The sequence below is a fragment of the Mycobacterium sp. NGS29 genome (assembly GCF_059812965.1).
In genome coordinates this window covers 242,364-260,999 of the sequence record NZ_JCALDR010000003.1, presented here as the reverse complement: position 1 = coordinate 260,999, position 18,636 = coordinate 242,364, and the positions used below count along the sequence as shown (strand labels likewise).

Sequence of the window (18,636 nt, the reverse complement as noted above, 5' to 3'; positions counted from 1 at the left end):
CCCCTCCTCGCCGGCGATCATGGCCGCCGCCATTCCCGGCCGGTGCGGCGCAGCATCTCGAACGCCGACTCCGGACCCCAGGTGCCGGCCGCATAGGGCTCCGGCTTGCCGTGCGCCGCCCAGTTGTCGAGCACGGGATCGAGTATCTGCCAGGCCAATTCGACCTCTTCGTTGCCCGGGAACAGCGACGGCTCACCGAGCAGCACGTCGAGGATCAGCCGCTCGTAGGCCTCCGGCGATTCCTCGGCGAACGCCGAGCCGTAGGAGAAGTCCATGTTGACGTCCCGGACCTCCATCGCGGTGTCGGGAACTTTGGAGCCGAACCGCAACGTGATGCCCTCGTCCGGCTGCACCCGGATCACCATGGCGTTGGCGCCGAGTTCATCGGTCATGGTGGCGTCGAACGGCAGATGCGGGGCGCGCTTGAACACCAGCGCGATCTCGGTGACCCTGCGGCCCAACCGTTTTCCGGTCCGCAGATAGAACGGCACGCCCGCCCAGCGACGAGTGTCGACCTCCAGGGTGATGGCCGCGAATGTCTCGGTGGTGGAATCCGTCGCGAAGCCCTCCTCCTCGAGCAAGCCGACCACCCGTTCCCCGCCCTGCCACCCGGCCGTGTACTGGCCGCGGCTGGTGGTCTCGTCCAGCGGCTCGGCGAGCCTGATCGCGGAGAGGACCTTGATCTTCTCCGACTCCAACGACTTCGGGGTGAAGCTGACCGGCTCTTCCATCGCGGTCAGCGCCAGCAGTTGCATCAGATGATTCTGGATCACATCCCGGGCCGCGCCGATGCCGTCGTAATAGCCTGCGCGACCGCCCAATCCGATGTCCTCGGCCATGGTGATCTGCACGTGGTCGACGTAGTGGGAATTCCAGATCGGGTCGAACAGCTGATTGGCGAACCGCAGCGCCATGATGTTCTGTACTGTCTCTTTGCCCAGGTAGTGGTCGATGCGGAAGACCGCGTCCTCGGGAAAGACCGCGTTGACGGATTTGTTGAGTTCCTCAGCGCTGTGCAGGTCGTGGCCGAAGGGCTTCTCGATCACCACCCGGCTCCACCGGTCGTCCTGCGGGCGGGCCAGTCCGGACTTGTGCAGCTGGTCGCACACCACCGGAAACGACTTCGGCGGAATCGCCAGGTAGAACGCGTGATTGCCGCCGGTGCCCCGTTCGGCATCGAGCTTCTCCAGCGTCTCGGCGAGCCGACCGAATGCGTCGTCGTCGTCGAAAGAGCCTGGCACGAAACGAAATCCCTCGGCCAGCCGGTCCCAGTTCTCCTGGCGGAACGGAGTTCGGCAGTGCTCCTTGACGGCCTGGTACACCACGTCACCGAAGTCCTGTGAGCTCCAGTCCCGGCGCGCGAACCCCACCAGGGAGAAGGTCGGCGGCAGCAGACCGCGGTTGGCCAGGTCGTAGATCGCCGGCATCACCTTCTTGCGGGCCAAATCGCCGGTGACACCGAAAATCACCATGCCGCACGGGCCGGCGATGCGGGGGAGTCGTTTGTCGCGCTTGTCGCGCAGCGGGTTCTGCCAGGACTCCTGACTCATTTGTCGGCGGAGTCGAGCTGCGCCTGAGTTTCCTCGAGCAGTTCCTTCCAGGAGTCCTCGAACTTCTCCACGCCTTCTTTCTCCAGCGCGATGAACACGTCGTCCAGATCGATGCCGATGGAGTCGAGCCTGTCGAACACCTGCTGGGCCTCCGCGGCGGTGCCGGTGACCGTGTCGCCGCTGATCTGACCGTGGTCGGCGACGGCGTTCAGCGTCTTCTCCGGCATGGTGTTCACCGTGTTGGGGGCCACCAGTTCGGTGACGTACAGGGTGTCGGAATAGTCCTCGTTCTTGACCCCGGTGGACGCCCACAGCGGCCGCTGCGCCCGGGCGCCGTCGGCCTTGAGCGCCTCGAAACGCTCACCGCCCTCGAAGACCTCTTGGTACGCGGCATAAGCCAGGCGGGCATTAGCGACCGCGGCCTGCCCGAGCAGCGCTCGCGCGTCCTCGGAGTCGATCTTCTCCAGCCGCTTGTCGACCTCGGTGTCCACCCGGGACACGAAAAACGAAGCCACCGAGTGGATCTTGGACAAATCGTGGCCGGCCTCTTTGGCCTTCTCCAGCCCCTCCAGGTAGGCGTCCATCACCGCGCGGTAGCGCTCGACGGAGAAGATCAACGTGACGTTGACCGAAATGCCTTCCGCCAGAGTCGAAGTGATGGCAGGGATGCCCTTTTCGGTGGCCGGGATCTTGATGAACAGGTTGGGCCGGTCCACGATCTTCCACAGCTCGATCGCCTGCTGCGCGGTCTTGTCCGCGTCGTGCGCCAGCCGCGGGTCCACCTCGATCGACACCCGGCCATCCACGCCGTCGGAGGATTCCCACTGCGGCCGCAACACATCACACGCGTCGCGCACGTCATCGGTGGTCACCGTACGAATGGTGGCGTCCACGTCGGCGCCACGCTCGGCCAGCTCAGCGATCTGGTCGTCGTAGGTGTCGCTGTCGGCCAACGCCTTCTGGAAGATGGACGGGTTGGTGGTGACTCCCACGACACTCTTGGTGTCAATCAGCTCCTGCAGATTGCCGGACCGGATTCGGTCGCGGGACAAGTCGTCCAGCCATACCGATACCCCCGCCTCGCTCAGTGCAGCCAGATTCGGGTTCTGGGTCATCTTGAATCACCTTTTCTCAGTTATCGAGTGCTTCTTCCGCCGCGTCGGCGACGGCTTCCGCGGTGAAGCCGTACTCCTTGAACAGCGTCTTGTAGTCGGCGGATTCGCCGTAGTGCTCGATGGACACGATCTTGCCGGTATCGCCGACGAGCTTGTGCCAGGACTGGGCGACACCGGCTTCGACGGCCACCCGCGCCGACACCGACGGCGGCAGCACCTTGTCGCGGTAGTCGGCCGGCTGCGACTCGAACCACTCCACGCACGGCATCGAAATCACCCGCGCGATAATGTCCTTGTCCGCCAACAACTTCTGCGCCTCGACGGCGAGCTGGACCTCGGAGCCGGTGGCAATCAGCACCACGTCGGGCTCGTCGCCGCCGTCGTCACCGAGGATGTAGCCGCCGCGCGCCACCCCGTCGGCGTCGGTGCCGGCCAGGATGGGAACGTTCTGGCGGGTCAGGATCAGCCCCACCGGGCCGCTGCCATTGCCCCGGGCCAACACGGTGCGCCACGCGTACGCGGTCTCGTTGGCGTCGGCCGGTCGCACCACCGACAGGTTCGGTATCGCGCGCAGCGCCGAGAGGTGCTCGATCGGCTGGTGCGTCGGACCGTCCTCGCCGAGTCCGACCGAGTCGTGCGTCCACACGTAGATGGTGTCGATGTCCATCAGCGACGCCAACCGCACCGCCGGACGCATGTAGTCGGAGAACTGCAGGAACGTGCCGCCGTACGCGCGGGTGGGTCCGTGCAGCACGATGCCGGACAGGATCGCGCCCATCGCGTGCTCGCGCACACCGAAGTGCAGGGTGCGGCCGTACCAGTCGGCCTGGTAGTCCTTGGTGGAGATCGACGGCGGACCGAAGGATTTGGCGCCGTCGATGGTGGTGTTGTTGCTGCCCGCCAGGTCGGCCGATCCGCCCCACAGCTCCGGCAGCTTCGGTCCCACCGCATCCAGCACCTTGTTGGAGGCTTTGCGGGTGGCGATCTCGTCCTCGCCCGGCTCCCAGCTCGGCAGGTCGGCGTCCCAGCCGTCGGGCAGCTCCTGCGCGGTCAGGCGGTCCAGCAACGCCTTGCGCTCGGGTTCGCGCTCGGCCCACGCGTCGAAGTCGGTCTGCCACTTCTCGTGAGCAGCCTTACCGCGCTCGACCAGCTTGCGGGTGTGCGCGATCACGTCGTCGCGCACCTCGAACGTCTTGTCGGGGTCGAACCCGAGGATCTTCTTGGTCTCGGCCACCTCGTCGTCGCCCAGGGCCGCGCCGTGCGCCTTGCCGGTGTTCATCAGGTTGGGCGCGGGGAATCCGATGATGGTGCGCAACGAGATGAACGACGGCCGGCCGGTCTCGGCCTTGGCGTTGGCGATCGCTTCTTCGATGCCGACGACGTTCTCGCCGCCCTCGACTTCTTGCACATGCCATCCGTAGGCGCGGTAGCGCGCCGCGGTGTCCTCGCACAGGGCGATGTTGGTGTCGTCCTCGATCGAGATCTGGTTGCGGTCGTAGAACACGATGAGGTTGCCCAGTTGCTGCACCGCGGCCAGCGACGACGCCTCGGACGTCACGCCCTCTTCGATGTCGCCGTCGGAGGCGATCACGTAGATGTGGTGGTCGAACGGGCTGCTGCCCGGTTCGGCGTCGGGGTCGAACAGACCGCGCTCATAGCGCGCCGCCATCGCCATCCCGACCGCCGAGGCCAATCCCTGGCCCAACGGGCCGGTGGTGATCTCGACGCCCTCGGTGTGCCGGAACTCCGGGTGCCCGGGGGTCTTGGAGCCGAAGGTGCGCAGCGATTCGATGTCGGAGAGCTCCAGCCCGAACCCGCCCAGGTAGAGCTGCAGGTACAACGTCAGGCTGCTGTGCCCGGCCGACAGCACGAACCGGTCGCGGCCCAGCCAGTGGACATCGCTGGGATCGTGGCGCATGGCCCGCTGGAACAGCGTGTAGGCCAGCGGGGCCAGGCTCATGGCGGTTCCGGGATGGCCGTTGCCGACCTTCTGCACGGCGTCGGCGGCCAGAACCCGGATGGTGTCGACCGCAGCCGAATCGATCTCGGTCCAGTCGTCGGGGTGGTGCGCTTGAGTGAGCTCGGAGATCTCTTCGGCAGTGGTCACTAATTCAGTCCTCAGTCCAGTCCACAGTCGGGCGTCATAAAACTGATCAATTTCACCCTAGTGCCGGTTGGCGGCCGGTAGCAGGTCCAGAATGGGGTGTACCCAATGAAGCCGGTGTGAAAATATTTCGTTGGGGTTCAGCACCGCGAAACCGCCGAATCGACCCCTGCGGGTCCGCGGGCGCGCTCGCGCCGTCTACCATCGTGCGTAGTAGAAGCTGCGCGCGGCTGCGATTTCACCGAGGAGTTAATGCGTGAGCGTTCGCGGGCGCCCAGATATCGTGGCGCCGGGCCGGACCGAAGGCCTGTTGCAGGGCCGGGTCGTCGGCAAGGTGCTGGCCTATGTGGCGTTGACCAAGCCACGGGTGATCGAGCTGCTGTTGGTCACCGCGATTCCGGCGATGCTGCTGGCGCACCGTGGCGCCGTCGAGCCATTGCTCATCCTGAACACGCTGCTGGGCGGCATCATGGCGGCGGGCGGCGCCAACACCCTGAACTGCGTGGCCGACGCCGACATCGACAAGGTGATGAAGCGGACCGCGCGCCGGCCGCTGGCCAGGGCGGCGGTGCCCAGGCGTAACGCGCTGATCTTCGGCCTGGTGCTCAGCGCGGGCTCGTTCGGCTGGCTGTGGTGGACCACCAACCTGCTCTCCGGCCTGCTGGCCGTGGCCACCATCGCGTTCTACGTGTTCGTCTACACATTGCTGCTCAAGCGGCGCACCTCGCAGAACGTGGTGTGGGGCGGGGCGGCCGGGTGCATGCCGGTGATGATCGGCTGGTCGGCGGTCACCGGCACCATCGGGTGGCCGGCGCTGGCAATGTTCGCGGTGATCTTCTTCTGGACGCCGCCGCACACTTGGGCGCTGGCGATGCGGTACAAAGAAGACTACAAAGTAGCCGGCGTGCCGATGCTGCCCGCGGTGGCGACCGAGCGTCAGGTCACCAAGCAGATCCTGATCTACACCTGGCTGACGGTGCTGTCGACGCTGGCGCTCGCGCTGGCCGCCGGGTGGCTGTATGCGGCGGTCGCGGTGGTGGCCGGGGTCTGGTTCCTGGCGATGGCCCACCAGCTGTACGCAGGCGTGCGCGCCGGCGAGGAGATCAAGCCGCTGCGGCTGTTTCTGCAGTCCAACAATTACTTGGCGCTGGTGTTCTGCGCGCTGGCCATCGACTCGGTGATCGCGCTGCCGACGTTATTCTGACCCTCGACTCTCTGCGCCGAGCGTCCCGAAATGTACGTCGACACGCCGTGCGGCACCGGCATTTTGAGGACGCTGGACCTAGGGCAGCAGCACGATCGAGCCGGACGTCTTCCGCCCCTGCAGATCGATGTGCGCACGCGCGGCGTCGGCCAGCGGATAGCTGTGGCCGACCTCGACCCGCACCGCCCCGCTCTCGATCACCTCGAACAATGCGGCTGCGCGCGAACTGAATTCGGGTCCAGTGCGGATGAAGTGGGCCAGTGAGGGCCGGGTCAGGTACACCGAACCGGCGTGGTTGAGCCGCTGCGGGTCCACGGGCGCGACGGGTCCGCTGGCAGCGCCGAACAGGGCCAGCGTGCCGCGCACCGAGAGGCTGGCCAGGCTCGCGTCGAAGGTGGTCGCCCCCACGCCGTCGTACACCGCAGCCACCCCCGCACCGTCGGTGAGCGCGCGGATTCGCTGACCGAACTGACCGGCGTCGTCGGGGTAGGGGAGCACCTCGGCGGCCCCGGCCTGCCGCGACAGCGCCTCTTTCTCCGGCGTCGACACCGTCGTGATCACCCGCGCTCCCAGTGCGGTGGCCCACTGCGTCAGGATCAGGCCCACCCCACCGGCGCCGGCGTGGATCAGGATGCTCTCGCCGCTCTGCACCGCATACACCGACTTGAGCAGATACTGCGCGGTCAGGCCTTTCAGCAGTGCCGACGCGGCGACCTCGGAGCTGACTGCGTCGGGCACCTTGGCGGTCAAATATGCTGGGGCAGTGCAGAATTCGGCGTACCCGCCGTTGGCTGACGGGCTCACCACCCGGTCGCCGACGGCAATGTCGTCGCCCGCTTCGGGGCCGGCCGCGACCACCGTTCCGCACACCTCGGAGCCCAGCACGAAGGGCAGCGGGCGCGGGTACTGGCCGGAACGGAAGTAGGTGTCGATGTAATTGACGCCGATGGCCTCCGCCTTGATCAGCAGCTCGCCGGGGCCGGGCTCGGGCTGGGCCACCTCGGTGTAGTTCAGGACCTCGGGACCGCCGGTTTCGCTGACTTCGATCGCACGCATGGGGGATATCATGCCCGGGCATGAAACTAGCCCGACCGGACGTCTTCCATCCGCGCATCGTGCTGGCGGGCAGTCCTCAGCGTCCCGCCGGCGACGGCGACGACGCGGGGCTGGTGGCCGCGCTGCGACACCGGGGTCTGCAGGCCCGATGGTTGTCCTGGGACGACCCGGAGGTCGCCGCGGCACACTTGGTGATCCTGCGGGCCACCCACGATTACGCCACCCGGCTCGACGAGTTCCTGACCTGGGCGCACGGTGCGCAGCAGGTGCTCAACCCGCCCGCCGTCGTCGCCTGGAACGCCGATCGGCGCTACCTGGACGATCTGGCGGCTCGGGGGGTGCCGACGGTGCCGGGCTCGACGTGCGCGCCCGGCGAGCGGGCCCGGTTGCCGCGCGAGGGCCACATCTTCGTCGGACCCGTCGTCGGCACCGGGACGCGGCGATGCAGCGTTCCGGCAGCGGCCCGCACTGAAGTCGACGAGCAACACCGCGCCGGCCGGACCGTGTTCGTCCAGGCGGGCTTTGGCCCGGAAACGGTGCTGGTATTTCTCGGTGGCAAGCCGTCGCACGCGTTCGTCCCGCGGGGCGACACCCTGCATCAGGGGGAGGTGGATTTCGAACTCTGGGACGTCGGCGCCGCCGCGCTGGCCGCCGCACCGGGGGAGCTGCTGTATGCACGGGTTCATCTGGTCGGTCACCGGGTGCTCGAACTGCAGCTGATCGACCCGGCGCTGGGTTGGCTGCGCCTGGACACCCAGACCCGTGAGCAGGCTCAGCGGCAGTTCGCGCTGGCCGTGGAGTCAGCCTGCGAAGGTCTCGGGCTCGGCCCGTTCTCGCATCGACGCCCATAACGCCGCGGTAGCCGCGGTGCACGCCGCCGCGCCGGCCACGTGGAGGGCGACCAACACCGCGGGGACCCCGGTGTAGAACTGGGCGGTGCCGACGGCGGCCTGGGCGGTCACCAGCGCGAGCAGGACGCCGAGCCGCCGCAGGGTGTCCCGGCAGGTGTGCACCGCCACCAGCCCGAAGCACAGGCCCACCAGCAGCGCGAAATAGGACACCAGCAGCGACGAGTGGGCGTGCACCAGGGTGGTGACCTCGACCTTGAGCCGCGGGACCGTGCGGCTGGGGCTCTTGTCGCCGGCATGCGGGCCGGCCGCGGTCACCAGCGTGCCGGTCACCAGAACCGCGGCCAGATTCAGAGCGCTGAGCACGGTGAGCAGGCGCAGCGGCCGGGGCACCCGAACCCGGACCACACCGTCATCCGGCTCGCCGACCTTGACGTAGAGCAGCACCGACAGCCACACCATCGTCATCGACGCCAGCAAGTGGATCGCGACGGTCCACCACAGCAACCCGGTGCGTACGGTGATGCCGCCGATGACCGCCTGCACCACGGTCGAGGCCGGCATCAGCCACGCGTAGACCAGCACCTCGCGGCGGCGTCGCGCCCGGGTGACCGCCAGTACGGCCAGCGCGGCGGTGACGACGACCGCGAAGGTGATCATCCGGTTGCCGAACTCGACGGCCTGGTGGATGCGCGGCACTTCGGCGTGGGCGACGGGGGTGAAGCTGCCCGGAAAGCACTGCGGCCAGGTCGGGCAGCCCAGGCCCGAGGCGGTGACGCGGACGATCGCGCCGGTGACCGCGATGCCGCCCTGGGTGAGGATGACGGCGGCGGCGATCCAGCGTTGGATGCGCAGGCTGGGGTCGGGGAGCCGGTCCACCAGCCGCATCAACGCCCCTCCGACCGTCACCGAACGATCGTATCGACGACTACGTCGTGTAGTAGAGCAGCCCCCGGCCGTTGACACTGCGCTGCGGGTGCGCGCTACTCGAACTTCCCCGCCCCGGGCGCAGAGCCAACGCCCCCGGACGGCTCAGACGAAGCGGAACCACCGCCGCGCCGCCAGCGCGGCCACCGCACCCCACACGGTCAGCACGGCGATCCCGAACCAGTCCACCCGCAAGCTCATGGCCTGCGACAGCGCCTCGGTCAGGGCTCCCGACGGCGTCACCCGCGCCGCCCACTTGATCGCCGTCGGGACCAGGTCCGTCTCGAGTGTCAGGGCACCGAAACCGGCGAAGACGAACCACAACAGGTTGGCCAGCGCCAACACGATCTCGGCGCGCAGCGTCCCGCCGAGCAGCAGACCCAGCGCGGCGAACGCCCAGGTGCCCAGCCCGATCACCACCGCGCCCAGGGCCAGCGCAGCCGGCGCCGGCCGCCAGCCGACCGCAATCCCGATGCCGCCCAAAATGATTGACTGCAGGAACACAGTGAACATCACAGCCAGTGACTTGCCGACGATGATGCCCCAGACCGGCAGCGGGGTGGCCCCCAGCCGCTTCAGGGCGCCGTAGCGGCGGTCGAAGGCCACCGCGATCGCCTGGCCGGTGAACGCGGTGGAGATCACGGCCAGCGCCATGATGGCGGGGGTGAACACCGCGGCACGCGGCTCGCGGAACGAACCGAACGGCAGCAGGCTCAAGCCCACCAGCAGCGTGATCGGGATGAACATGGTCAGCAGCAACTGCTCGCCATTGCGCAGCAGCAGCTTGGCTTCCAGACCGAATTGCGCGGCCAGCATCCGGGATACCGCGCTGGGGCGCGGGTCCGGGGTGAAGGTTCCTGCCGGAAAGCTCATGACCGCAACTTTCTGCCGGTCAGGTCGAGGAACACGTCTTCGAGGCTGCGTTGTTCGACCCGCATGTCGGTGGCCAGCACGTCGATCTGAGCGCACCACGCCGTGATGGTGGCCAGCACCTGCGGACCGACCGGTCCCTCGACCAGGTACTCGCCCGGGGACAACTCGCTGGCCTGGTAGTCCTCCGGCAGCGCCGAGCTCAACAGCGACAGGTCGAGGCGCGGCGGCGCGCTGAACCGCAGCTGGTCTTTGGCGCCGCTGCGCATCAGCTCGGCCGGCGTGCCGGACGCGACCATCGTCCCGTGGTCGATGATCACCAGCCGGTCGGCGAGCTCTTCGGCCTCTTTGAGCTGGTGCGTGGTCAACACCACGGTGACGCCGTCGCGGCGCAGCGCGTCGATCAGTTCCCACACCAGCAGCCGCGCGTGGGCGTCCATCCCGGCGGTGGGCTCGTCGAGGAAGACCAGTTCGGGACGGCCGACCAGGGCGCAGGCCAGCGCGAGCCGCTGCTGCTGGCCGCCGGAGAGCCGCTTGTAGGTGGTGCGGGCCGCTTCGGTCAGGCCCAGGATGTCCAGCAGCCACGTCGGGTCCAGCGGGTCGGCGGCATAGGAGGCCACCAGATCCAGCATTTCCCCGGCGCGCGCCGCCGGGTAGCCGCCGCCGCCCTGCAACATCACGCCGATCCGGGGCCGCAGGCGCGCGTTGTCGGCGATCGGGTCCAATCCGAGGACCTCGATGCTGCCGGCGTCCGGTCGCACGAAGCCCTCGCACATCTCGACGGTGGTGGTCTTACCGGCGCCGTTGGGACCCAGCAGGGCGAAGACTTCGGCGGCATGCACGTCCAGATCGAGGCCGGACACGGCCTGGACGGACCCGTACTGTTTGCGCACCCCGCGCAGCCGCACCACGCATTCGCGGTCGAGGGGGACTGAGCTCACGTGGAATCAGCGTAGGCGTCGGGAGTGGTGGCCGTCGCCGAGGGCTGGATCTCGGTCGCCGGCTCGGCAGGTGCCGGTTCCGGGTTCTCCTCGTCCAGGGGTCGCCACGGCAGCCGGTGATAGGTCAGCGAAATGAGCACCACCACGATGAACGCGCTGGCCAGCGTGGCGTCGACGATCTGGAACAGGGCGAACCGGTCCCCGTTGGCGGTGGGACCGAAGATGCCCACGATCAACGTGATCACGATAGCCGCGGCGCGGAATCCGGTGCGGGTCGCCCATGCGGCCAGCGGAATGATGGCCCAGAGCAGGTACCAGGGTTGCACCACCGGGAACAGCAGCACGGTCAGCCCCAGCGCCACGCCCAATCCGCCGATCGGGTGTAGCCGGCCGCGGAAGACGGCCAGCAACAGCCAGCAGACCATCACCATGATGATCAGCACGCCGATGGCACGGGTCAGCGACAGTATCGCGGTGGTGTGATCGCCCAGGCCCAGCAGAATGCCCACCTGCCCGGTCCCCAGCGCCAGCAGCGTGGGCGGTGACATCCAGCTGCGCACCACGTTGGCGGTGCCCAGGGTGTAGATCCAGCCGAAACCCAGCCCGCTGGCCCATCCGACGATGCCCATCACCGTCAACGCCAACCCCGCCATGCCGAGGCCGGAGAGCAGCAACGCCTTGATGCTGCCGCCGCAACGGTAGGCCAGCGCGCCGGTGACGAAGCCCAGCGCCAGCAGCGAGGGCAGTTTCACCTGTGACGACAGCACGATCAGGACCGATCCGAACACCAGCATCCCCAGCGGGCGCCAGTCCGGGCCGATCCGCCACGAATGCGGCAGCAGGCGGTCCGAGCCGGTCGAGTCCAGGCCCCGCAACGCGAATTCAGCGCCGGTGAGCATCAGTCCCAGCATCAACGCCTCGTTGTGGATGCCGGCCACCAGATGCATGAACAGCAGCGGGTTCGCCGCGCCCAGCCAGAGCGCGCTGACTTCGGCCACCCCGCACCGCCGGGCCAGCCGCGGCGTGGCCCACACGATCAGGGCCACCCCCAGCAGCACCACCAGCCGGTGGAACAACACCGCGGCGACGATGTTCTCGCCCGTGATCGAGGAGATGCCGCGCCCGATCCACAGGAACAGCGGACCGTAGGGCGCCGGGGTCTCGCGCCACAGGCTGGGCACCGACAGGGTGAACACGTGGCCCAGGCCCAGGCCGGACGCCGGACCCACCCGGTAGGGGTCCAGGCCGTCCAGCGAGATCTGGCTCTGGGCCAGATACGAGTAGACGTCTTTGCTGTACATCGGGGGAGCGATCAGCAGCGGCAGCATCCACAGCACCAGGGTGCGGTCCAGGTCGCCGCGCGACATCCGCCGCTTGCCCGACGCGAACCGGCCCAGCATCAGCCAGGCCAGTGCCATCATCACCGCGCCGGTGGTGGTCATCGTCAGCGCGACGGTCTGGATGCGCGACGGCAGGTTGAGCAACCGGACGCCGAAGGTCGGGTCCTGCACGACGGGCCGGGCGCCGTCGCCCAGGGCGCCGATCGCCATCAGCACGGTGCCGGTGGCGCCGAAGAGCCGGGTGCGCTTGAGTGCCGCGAATTCGGTGGCGTTGAGTGGCTTTCCCACCGTCTGCTCGTCGCCGTGCAGGGCGGCGATCGACGAGCTCAAGGTGCGGTGGCGGGCTGCCATCTGAGCAGCGTAACGGCAGCTGCTGTTGCTCTCGTCACGTAAGGGCACCCTTGCTGGACCGCCGGCGGGAATTGCGACACACTGGTGTTGTGAAAATCCAATCCGAGCTGGGCGCCGCTGTGTCTGCGGCCGCCCCTGCCGGGGTGCCCGCGGTCAGCGCTGCCGGGTCGGAGGGTCACACCAGGCGCGCGATCGTGCGACTGCTACTGGAATCCGGGTCCATCACCGCCACCGAGATCAGCGAGCGACTGGGCTTGTCGGCCGCCGGAGTGCGCCGCCACCTCGACGCGCTCATCGACGCCGGCGAGGCCGAGTCCGTGGCCGCCGCGTCCTGGCAGCAGGTGGGTCGGGGGCGGCCGGCCAAGCGTTACCGCCTGACCGCAGCGGGACGCGCCAAGCTCGACCATTCCTATGACGACCTGGCTTCCGCGGCGATTCGGCAGCTCCGCGAAATCGGCGGCGACGCTGCGGTGCAGAAGTTCGCGCGCCGCCGTATCGACGCGCTGTTGTCCGATGTGGCGCCGGCCGACGGCGCCGACGATTCCGCTGTCGAAGCCGCCGCGTCGCGCATTGCGCAGGCGCTGACGCAGGCCGGTTACGTCGCCACCACCACCCGGGTGGGTGGGCCGGTGCAGGGTGTGCAAATCTGCCAGCATCACTGCCCGGTGTCCCACGTGGCCGAGGAATTCCCGGAGTTGTGCGAAGCCGAGCAGCAGGCGATGTCTGAGGTGCTCGGCACCCACGTGCAGTTGTTGGCGACGATCGTCAACGGTGACTGTGCCTGCACCACCCACGTGCCACTCAAACTGGCGCCCAGCCCGCGCCCGACCACCAGCAATGAAGGAGCGTCCTGATGACCCTCGAAGCAGCTAGAGAGCCGCTGACCCAGGAGCAGACGATCGACTCGCTGGGCCGCTACGGCTACGGCTGGGCCGACTCCGACGTCGCCGGCGCCAGTGCGCAGCGCGGCTTGTCCGAGGCGGTGGTGCGCGACATCTCTGCCAAGAAAAGCGAGCCGGAGTGGATGCTGGACATCCGACTGAAGGCGCTGGGAATCTTCGACAAGAAGCCGATGCCGAACTGGGGATCCAACCTCGAAGGCATTGACTTCGACAACATCAAGTACTTTGTGCGCTCCAGCGAGAAGCAGGCCGCGACCTGGGATGATCTGCCCGCCGACATCAAGAACACCTACGACAAGCTGGGCATCCCGGAGGCCGAGAAGCAGCGGCTGGTCTCCGGTGTCGCCGCCCAGTACGAGTCAGAAGTTGTTTACCACTCCATTCGCGAGGACCTCGAAAAGCAGGGCGTCATCTTTTTGGACACCGACACCGCGTTGCGAGAGCACCCGGAGATCTTCAAGAAGTACTTCGGCACGGTGATTCCCGCCGGGGACAACAAGTTCTCCGCGCTGAACACCGCGGTGTGGTCGGGCGGCAGCTTCATCTACGTGCCGCCGGGCGTGCACGTCGACATCCCGCTGCAGGCCTACTTCCGGATCAACACCGAGAACATGGGCCAGTTCGAGCGGACGCTGATCATCGTCGACGAGAACGCTTATGTGCACTACATCGAGGGCTGCACCGCGCCGATCTACAAGTCGGACTCGCTGCACTCCGCGGTGGTGGAAATCATCGTAAAGCCCGGTGGCCGTTGCCGTTACACCACCATCCAGAACTGGTCGAACAACGTCTACAACCTGGTCACCAAGCGCGCCCGCGCCGAAGCCGGCGCCACCATGGAATGGGTCGACGGCAACATCGGATCCAAGGTCACCATGAAGTACCCGGCGGTCTGGATGACCGGTGAGCACGCCAAGGGTGAGGTGCTCTCGATCGCGTTCGCCGGCGAGGACCAGCACCAGGACACCGGCGCCAAGATGCTGCACCTGGCGCCCAACACGTCGAGCAACATCGTGTCCAAGTCGGTGGCCCGCGGCGGCGGTCGTACCTCCTACCGCGGTCTGGTTCAGGTCAACAAGGGTGCGCACGGGTCGCGCTCGTCGGTGAAATGCGATGCGCTGCTGGTGGATACGATCAGCCGCAGCGACACCTACCCCTACGTCGACATCCGTGAAGACGACGTCACGATGGGCCATGAGGCCACCGTCTCCAAGGTCAGCGAGAACCAGCTGTTCTACCTGATGAGCCGCGGCATGACCGAGGACGAGGCGATGGCGATGGTGGTGCGCGGGTTCGTCGAGCCGATCGCCAAGGAACTGCCGATGGAGTACGCGCTGGAGCTCAACCGGCTGATCGAGCTGCAGATGGAGGGTGCGGTCGGATGACGGCCGGCACCGCAGCAGCTGCCCTGAACAAGGGGGAGCTGTTCTCCTCCTTTGATGTCGACGCCTTCGAGGTGCCGCACGGTCGCGACGAGTTGTGGCGGTTCACCCCGCTCAAGCGGCTGCGCGGCCTGCACGACGGCTCCGCGCAAGCCACCGGCAGCGCGCAACTTGCCGTCACCGAACACGACGGCGTGACCACCGAGAAAGTGCGCCGCGGCGACGAACGCCTCGGTCAGGGCGGTGTCCCCGCTGACCGCGTTGCGGCGCAGGCGTTTTCGTCGTTCAACTCCGCCACGCTGGTCACCGTCGGCCGTGACCGACAGATCGCCGAACCGATCAACATCACCGTCGCGGGTCCCGGTGCGGGCGCCACCGCCTATGGGCACCTGCAAATCCGTGTCGAGGAACTCGGCGAGGCCGTCGTCGTCATCGATCACCGGGGCAGCGGAACCTACGCCGACAACGTGGAATTCGTCGTCGCGGACGCCGCCCGGCTCACCGTCATCTGGATCGCCGACTGGGCCGACGACGTCGTGCACCTCAGCGCCCACCACGGCAGGCTCGGCAAGGACGCGGTGCTCAAACACGCCACCGTCACGCTGGGCGGTGAGGTGGTGCGGATGTCGGCCACTGTGCGTTTCGCCGCTCCCGGTGGCGACGCGGACCTGTTGGGTCTGTACTTCGCCGACGACGGCCAGCACCTCGAGTCGCGGCTGCTGGTCGACCACGCTCAGCCCGACTGCAAGTCCAACGTGCTGTACAAGGGTGCGCTGCAAGGAGATCCGTCGTCCAAGCGACCCGACGCGCACACCGTCTGGATCGGCGACGTGCTGATCCGCGCCGAGGCCACCGGCACCAACACCTTCGAGATGAACCGCAACCTGGTGCTCACCGACGGCGCCCGCGCGGACTCGGTACCCAACCTGGAGATCGAGACCGGTGAGATCGCTGGGGCCGGACACGCCAGCGCCACTGGACGTTTCGACGACGAGCAACTGTTCTACCTGCGCTCCCGCGGCATCCCCGAGGAGCAGGCCCGCCGGTTGGTGATCCGCGGATTCTTCGGTGAGATCATCGCCAAGATCGCGGTGCCCGAGCTACGGGAACGCCTCACCGCAGCCATCGAACACGAACTGGAAATCACGGAGAAGAACACAGCCTCATGACCACTCTGGAGATCAAAGACCTGCACGTCAGCGTCGAAAACAAAGATGCCGCGGCCGGGGAGCGCGAGATCCCCATCCTCAAGGGCGTCGATCTGACCGTGCAGTCCGGTGAGACACATGCGCTGATGGGCCCCAACGGCTCCGGTAAGTCGACGCTGTCCTACGCCATCGCCGGCCACCCCAAATACCTTGTCACGTCCGGATCCATCACCCTGGACGGCGCGGACGTGCTGGCGATGAGCGTCGACGAACGTGCGCGGGCCGGGCTGTTCCTGGCGATGCAGTACCCGGTCGAGGTGCCCGGTGTCTCGGTGTCGAACTTCCTGCGTACGGCCGCCACCGCCATCCGCGGCGAGGCGCCCAAGCTGCGGCACTGGGTCAAAGAGGTCAAAACCGCGATGGCCGCCCTAGAGGTTGACCCGGCCTTCGCCGAGCGCAGCGTCAACGAGGGTTTCTCCGGCGGCGAGAAGAAGCGCCACGAGATCCTGCAGCTCGAGCTGCTCAAGCCCAAGATCGCCATCCTGGACGAGACCGACTCCGGCCTGGACGTCGACGCGCTGCGGGTGGTGAGCGACGGCGTGAACCGCTACGCGCAGGCCGAGCACGGCGGCGTCCTGCTGATCACGCACTACACCCGCATCCTGCGCTACATCCGGCCGGAATATGTGCACGTGTTCGTCGGCGGTCGCATCGCGGAATCGGGCGGGCCGGAGCTGGCCGACGAACTCGAGCAGAACGGTTACGAGCGCTTTCAGCAAGCAGCACCCACCGGGGCCTAACATGCTGGACCTGACGGCCATCCGCGCCGATTTCCCCATCCTCAAGCGCATCATGCGCGGCGGAAATCAGTTGGCGTACCTGGATTCCGGCGCCACCTCGCAGCGGCCGTTGCAAGTCCTCGACGCCGAGCGCGAGTTTCTGCTGACCGCCAACGGCGGCGTGCACCGGGGTGCGCATCAGTTGATGGAAGAGGCCACCGACGCCTACGAGCAGGGTCGGGCCGACATTGCGGGCTTCGTCGGCGCCGACCCCGACGAACTGGTGTTCACCAAGAACGCCACCGAATCGCTCAACCTGGTGTCATATGTGCTGGGGGACAGCCGGTTCGAGCGTGCGGTAGGGCCGGGCGACGTGATCGTCACCACCGAACTCGAACACCACGCCAACTTGATCCCCTGGCAGGAGTTGGCCCGCCGGACCGGAGCCACGCTCAAGTGGTACGGCGTGACCAACGACGGCCGCATCGACCTGGACTCGTTGCAGCTCGACGAACGCGTCAAAGTCGTTGCCTTCAGCCATCATTCCAACGTCACCGGTGCCTTGGCGCCGGTCGCCGAACTGGTCGCCCGCGCCGGCGCGGTGGGGGCGCTGACCGTCCTGGACGCCTGCCAGTCGGTACCGCACCAGCCGGTCGACTTCCACGCGGACGGCGTCGACTTCGCCGCCTTCTCCGGGCATAAGATGCTGGGGCCTAACGGAATCGGCGTGCTGTACGGCCGGCGTGGACTGCTGGCCGCCATGCCCCCGTTCCTCACCGGCGGTTCGATGATCGAGTCGGTCACCATGACGGCCTCCAGCTACGCGCCCGCCCCGCAGCGCTTCGAGGCGGGCACACCGATGACCTCACAGGTGGTCGGCTTGGCCGCGGCCTCACGCTATCTCCAGGCCATCGGGATGGACGCTGTCGAGTCCCACGAACGCGAACTGGTTGCCCAGGCCATCGACGGCCTGTCCCGCATCGACGGCGTCCGCATCGTCGGTCCGACATCCATGCAGGACCGCGGGTCCCCGGTCTCGTTCGTCGTCGACGGCGTGCACGCCCACGACGTGGGTCAGGTGCTTGACGACGACGGTGTGGCGGTCCGGGTCGGGCACCACTGCGCGCTGCCGTTGCACCGCAGGTTCGGTCTGGCCGCCACCGCCCGCGCATCGTTCGCCGTGTACAACACCGCCGAGGAGGTCGACCGGCTGGTAGCGGGCGTGCGACGGTCCGTGGATTTCTTTGGGAGAGACTGACTTTGCGTCTCGAGCAGATGTACCAGGACGTGATCCTGGACCACTACAAGCATCCGCACCACCGCGGACTGCGCGAACCGTTCGGCGCCGAGGTGTTCCACGTCAACCCGGTGTGCGGCGACGAGGTGACGCTGCGGGTGGCGCTGTCCGAGGACGGCGAGACCGTCGCCGACATCTCCTATGACGGGCAGGGCTGTTCGATCAGCCAGGCGGCGACCTCGGTGCTGACCGATCAGGTGATCGGGCAGAGCGTGCCGCAGGCGCTGCAGACCGTCGACGCGTTCAGCGCCATGGTGTCGTCGCGGGGCAATGTGCAGGGCGATGAGGATGTGCTGGGCGACGGAGTAGCGTTTGCAGGGGTGGCCAAGTATCCGGCGCGGGTCAAATGCGCGTTGCTCGGCTGGATGGCGTTCAAAGATGCGCTCGCGCAGGCCCACGCAGCTTTCGAGGAGGTCGACAGATGAGCGAAACCGCACTGCCCGGTAGCGAGAACAGCGCACCCGACGAGGAACTGCTCGCCGAGATGGAAGAGGCGATGCGCGACGTCGTCGACCCGGAGCTGGGCATCAACGTCGTCGACCTGGGCTTGGTATACGGCCTCAACCTGGAAGAGGGCGAAGAAGGCACGATCGCTCTGGTCGACATGACGCTGACGTCGGCGGCCTGCCCGCTGACCGATGTGATCGAGGACCAGTCGCGCTCGGCGTTGATCGGCAGCGGGCTGGTCGACGAGTTGCGCATCAACTGGGTCTGGAATCCGCCGTGGGGTCCGGACAAGATCACCGAAGACGGCCGCGAGCAACTCCGGGCGCTGGGATTCACCGTCTGATTCAGCGGCGGTGTGGTTGGCCGCCCCCCGGG

Annotated in this window: 16 protein-coding genes and 1 pseudogene; 9 read left to right on the top strand and 8 right to left on the bottom strand. The window is 67.6% G+C overall.

The features are described 5' to 3' along the window. Positions 1-17 precede the first annotated feature (17 nt). The 3 genes from zwf to tkt are packed head-to-tail and all read right to left on the bottom strand — an operon-like array spanning position 18 to position 4,772. On the bottom strand, positions 18-1,550 hold the full coding sequence (zwf, locus tag AC5Y5Z_RS05885) for a glucose-6-phosphate dehydrogenase (protein WP_463825063.1): 1,533 nt from the start codon (positions 1,548-1,550) through the stop codon (positions 18-20). Beyond that, the gene (tal, locus tag AC5Y5Z_RS05880) at positions 1,547-2,665 is read right to left on the bottom strand and encodes a transaldolase (protein ID WP_499923878.1); all 1,119 of its coding nucleotides are present in this window, start codon (positions 2,663-2,665) and stop codon (positions 1,547-1,549) included. Before tal ends, zwf begins: the two co-directional genes overlap by 4 nt. Before the next feature lie 16 nt (positions 2,666-2,681). Beyond that, positions 2,682-4,772, bottom strand: a complete 2,091-nt coding sequence (gene tkt / locus AC5Y5Z_RS05875) for a transketolase (protein WP_463825065.1) — start codon at positions 4,770-4,772, stop codon at positions 2,682-2,684. A 253-nt stretch (positions 4,773-5,025) separates the two neighbouring features. On the opposite strand from tkt, the gene AC5Y5Z_RS05870 reads away from it, so the two are divergent. Next, positions 5,026-5,973 (top strand): heme o synthase, encoded by a 948-nt coding sequence (locus tag AC5Y5Z_RS05870; RefSeq protein WP_473139586.1) that lies wholly within the window; start codon positions 5,026-5,028, stop codon positions 5,971-5,973. A 78-nt stretch (positions 5,974-6,051) separates the two neighbouring features. Here AC5Y5Z_RS05870 and AC5Y5Z_RS05865 read toward each other — a convergent pair whose 3' ends face one another. Further along, positions 6,052-7,029, bottom strand: coding sequence for a quinone oxidoreductase family protein (locus AC5Y5Z_RS05865; RefSeq protein ID WP_473139587.1), 978 nt, complete (start codon positions 7,027-7,029; stop codon positions 6,052-6,054). Between the two features lie 20 nt (positions 7,030-7,049). Here AC5Y5Z_RS05865 and AC5Y5Z_RS05860 point away from each other — a divergent pair, with 20 nt between their 5' ends. Next, positions 7,050-7,880: a DcsG N-terminal domain-containing protein gene (locus AC5Y5Z_RS05860; protein WP_499923875.1), complete on the top strand. Its 831-nt coding sequence runs from the start codon at positions 7,050-7,052 to the stop codon at positions 7,878-7,880. Here the strand turns inward: AC5Y5Z_RS05860 and AC5Y5Z_RS05855 are convergent. The 4 genes from AC5Y5Z_RS05855 to mptB all read right to left on the bottom strand — a co-directional run bounded on the left by AC5Y5Z_RS05855 (position 7,830) and on the right by mptB (position 12,306). Beyond that, the gene (locus tag AC5Y5Z_RS05855; RefSeq protein ID WP_499924022.1) at positions 7,830-8,765 is read right to left on the bottom strand and encodes a COX15/CtaA family protein; all 936 of its coding nucleotides are present in this window, start codon (positions 8,763-8,765) and stop codon (positions 7,830-7,832) included. The two genes, AC5Y5Z_RS05860 and AC5Y5Z_RS05855, sit on opposite strands and share 51 nt — an antisense overlap. 144 nt (positions 8,766-8,909) lie before the next feature. Then, on the bottom strand, positions 8,910-9,677 hold the full coding sequence (locus AC5Y5Z_RS05850) for an ABC transporter permease (RefSeq protein ID WP_463825069.1): 768 nt from the start codon (positions 9,675-9,677) through the stop codon (positions 8,910-8,912). Next, positions 9,674-10,615 carry an ABC transporter ATP-binding protein gene (locus AC5Y5Z_RS05845; RefSeq protein WP_463825070.1) on the bottom strand — a complete coding sequence of 314 codons (942 nt, stop codon included), beginning with the start codon at positions 10,613-10,615 and terminating at the stop codon, positions 9,674-9,676. Before AC5Y5Z_RS05845 ends, AC5Y5Z_RS05850 begins: the two co-directional genes overlap by 4 nt. After that, entirely contained in the window at positions 10,612-12,306 is a 1,695-nt protein-coding gene (gene mptB, locus AC5Y5Z_RS05840) for a polyprenol phosphomannose-dependent alpha 1,6 mannosyltransferase MptB (RefSeq protein WP_499923872.1), read from the bottom strand. The genes AC5Y5Z_RS05845 and mptB overlap by 4 nt, the downstream gene beginning before the upstream one ends. Between mptB and AC5Y5Z_RS05835 the strand changes: the two genes are divergently transcribed. The 7 genes and pseudogenes from AC5Y5Z_RS05835 to AC5Y5Z_RS05805 all read left to right on the top strand — a co-directional run bounded on the left by AC5Y5Z_RS05835 (position 12,300) and on the right by AC5Y5Z_RS05805 (position 18,604). Then, positions 12,300-13,160, top strand: a complete 861-nt coding sequence (locus tag AC5Y5Z_RS05835; RefSeq protein ID WP_473139672.1) for a helix-turn-helix transcriptional regulator — start codon at positions 12,300-12,302, stop codon at positions 13,158-13,160. The genes mptB and AC5Y5Z_RS05835 overlap by 7 nt on opposite strands. Further along, positions 13,160-14,593, top strand: coding sequence for a Fe-S cluster assembly protein SufB (sufB, locus tag AC5Y5Z_RS05830; protein WP_463825072.1), 1,434 nt, complete (start codon positions 13,160-13,162; stop codon positions 14,591-14,593). The genes AC5Y5Z_RS05835 and sufB overlap by 1 nt, the downstream gene beginning before the upstream one ends. Next, positions 14,590-15,759, top strand: a complete 1,170-nt coding sequence (gene sufD / locus AC5Y5Z_RS05825; protein ID WP_499923870.1) for a Fe-S cluster assembly protein SufD — start codon at positions 14,590-14,592, stop codon at positions 15,757-15,759. Before sufB ends, sufD begins: the two co-directional genes overlap by 4 nt. Next, positions 15,756-16,538, top strand: coding sequence for a Fe-S cluster assembly ATPase SufC (gene sufC / locus AC5Y5Z_RS05820; RefSeq protein ID WP_463825074.1), 783 nt, complete (start codon positions 15,756-15,758; stop codon positions 16,536-16,538). Before sufD ends, sufC begins: the two co-directional genes overlap by 4 nt. A gap of 1 nt (position 16,539) precedes the next feature. Then, on the top strand, positions 16,540-17,775 hold the full coding sequence (locus AC5Y5Z_RS05815; RefSeq protein WP_499923868.1) for a cysteine desulfurase: 1,236 nt from the start codon (positions 16,540-16,542) through the stop codon (positions 17,773-17,775). After that, a pseudogene (sufU, locus tag AC5Y5Z_RS05810) lies at positions 17,772-18,261 on the top strand (Fe-S cluster assembly sulfur transfer protein SufU). The gene AC5Y5Z_RS05815 and the pseudogene sufU overlap by 4 nt, the downstream one beginning before the upstream one ends. Beyond that, positions 18,236-18,604 (top strand): metal-sulfur cluster assembly factor, encoded by a 369-nt coding sequence (locus tag AC5Y5Z_RS05805; protein ID WP_463825076.1) that lies wholly within the window; start codon positions 18,236-18,238, stop codon positions 18,602-18,604. The pseudogene sufU and the gene AC5Y5Z_RS05805 overlap by 26 nt, the downstream one beginning before the upstream one ends. Positions 18,605-18,636: the final 32 nt, after the last annotated feature.

Excerpts from the sequence above, each read along its gene's own strand:
- zwf (WP_463825063.1), bottom strand. The coding sequence starts at position 1,550 with ATGAGTCAGGAGTCCTGGCAGAACCCGCTGCGCGACAAGCGCGACAAA.
- tal (WP_499923878.1), bottom strand. The coding sequence starts at position 2,665 with ATGACCCAGAACCCGAATCTGGCTGCACTGAGCGAGGCGGGGGTATCG.
- AC5Y5Z_RS05865 (WP_473139587.1), bottom strand. The coding sequence starts at position 7,029 with ATGCGTGCGATCGAAGTCAGCGAAACCGGCGGTCCCGAGGTCCTGAAC.
- AC5Y5Z_RS05860 (WP_499923875.1), top strand. The coding sequence starts at position 7,050 with ATGAAACTAGCCCGACCGGACGTCTTCCATCCGCGCATCGTGCTGGCG.
- AC5Y5Z_RS05855 (WP_499924022.1), bottom strand. The coding sequence starts at position 8,765 with ATGCGGCTGGTGGACCGGCTCCCCGACCCCAGCCTGCGCATCCAACGC.
- AC5Y5Z_RS05850 (WP_463825069.1), bottom strand. The coding sequence starts at position 9,677 with ATGAGCTTTCCGGCAGGAACCTTCACCCCGGACCCGCGCCCCAGCGCG.
- mptB (WP_499923872.1), bottom strand. The coding sequence starts at position 12,306 with ATGGCAGCCCGCCACCGCACCTTGAGCTCGTCGATCGCCGCCCTGCAC.
- sufB (WP_463825072.1), top strand. The coding sequence starts at position 13,160 with ATGACCCTCGAAGCAGCTAGAGAGCCGCTGACCCAGGAGCAGACGATC.
- sufD (WP_499923870.1), top strand. The coding sequence starts at position 14,590 with ATGACGGCCGGCACCGCAGCAGCTGCCCTGAACAAGGGGGAGCTGTTC.
- sufC (WP_463825074.1), top strand. The coding sequence starts at position 15,756 with ATGACCACTCTGGAGATCAAAGACCTGCACGTCAGCGTCGAAAACAAA.
- AC5Y5Z_RS05815 (WP_499923868.1), top strand. The coding sequence starts at position 16,540 with ATGCTGGACCTGACGGCCATCCGCGCCGATTTCCCCATCCTCAAGCGC.
- AC5Y5Z_RS05805 (WP_463825076.1), top strand. The coding sequence starts at position 18,236 with ATGAGCGAAACCGCACTGCCCGGTAGCGAGAACAGCGCACCCGACGAG.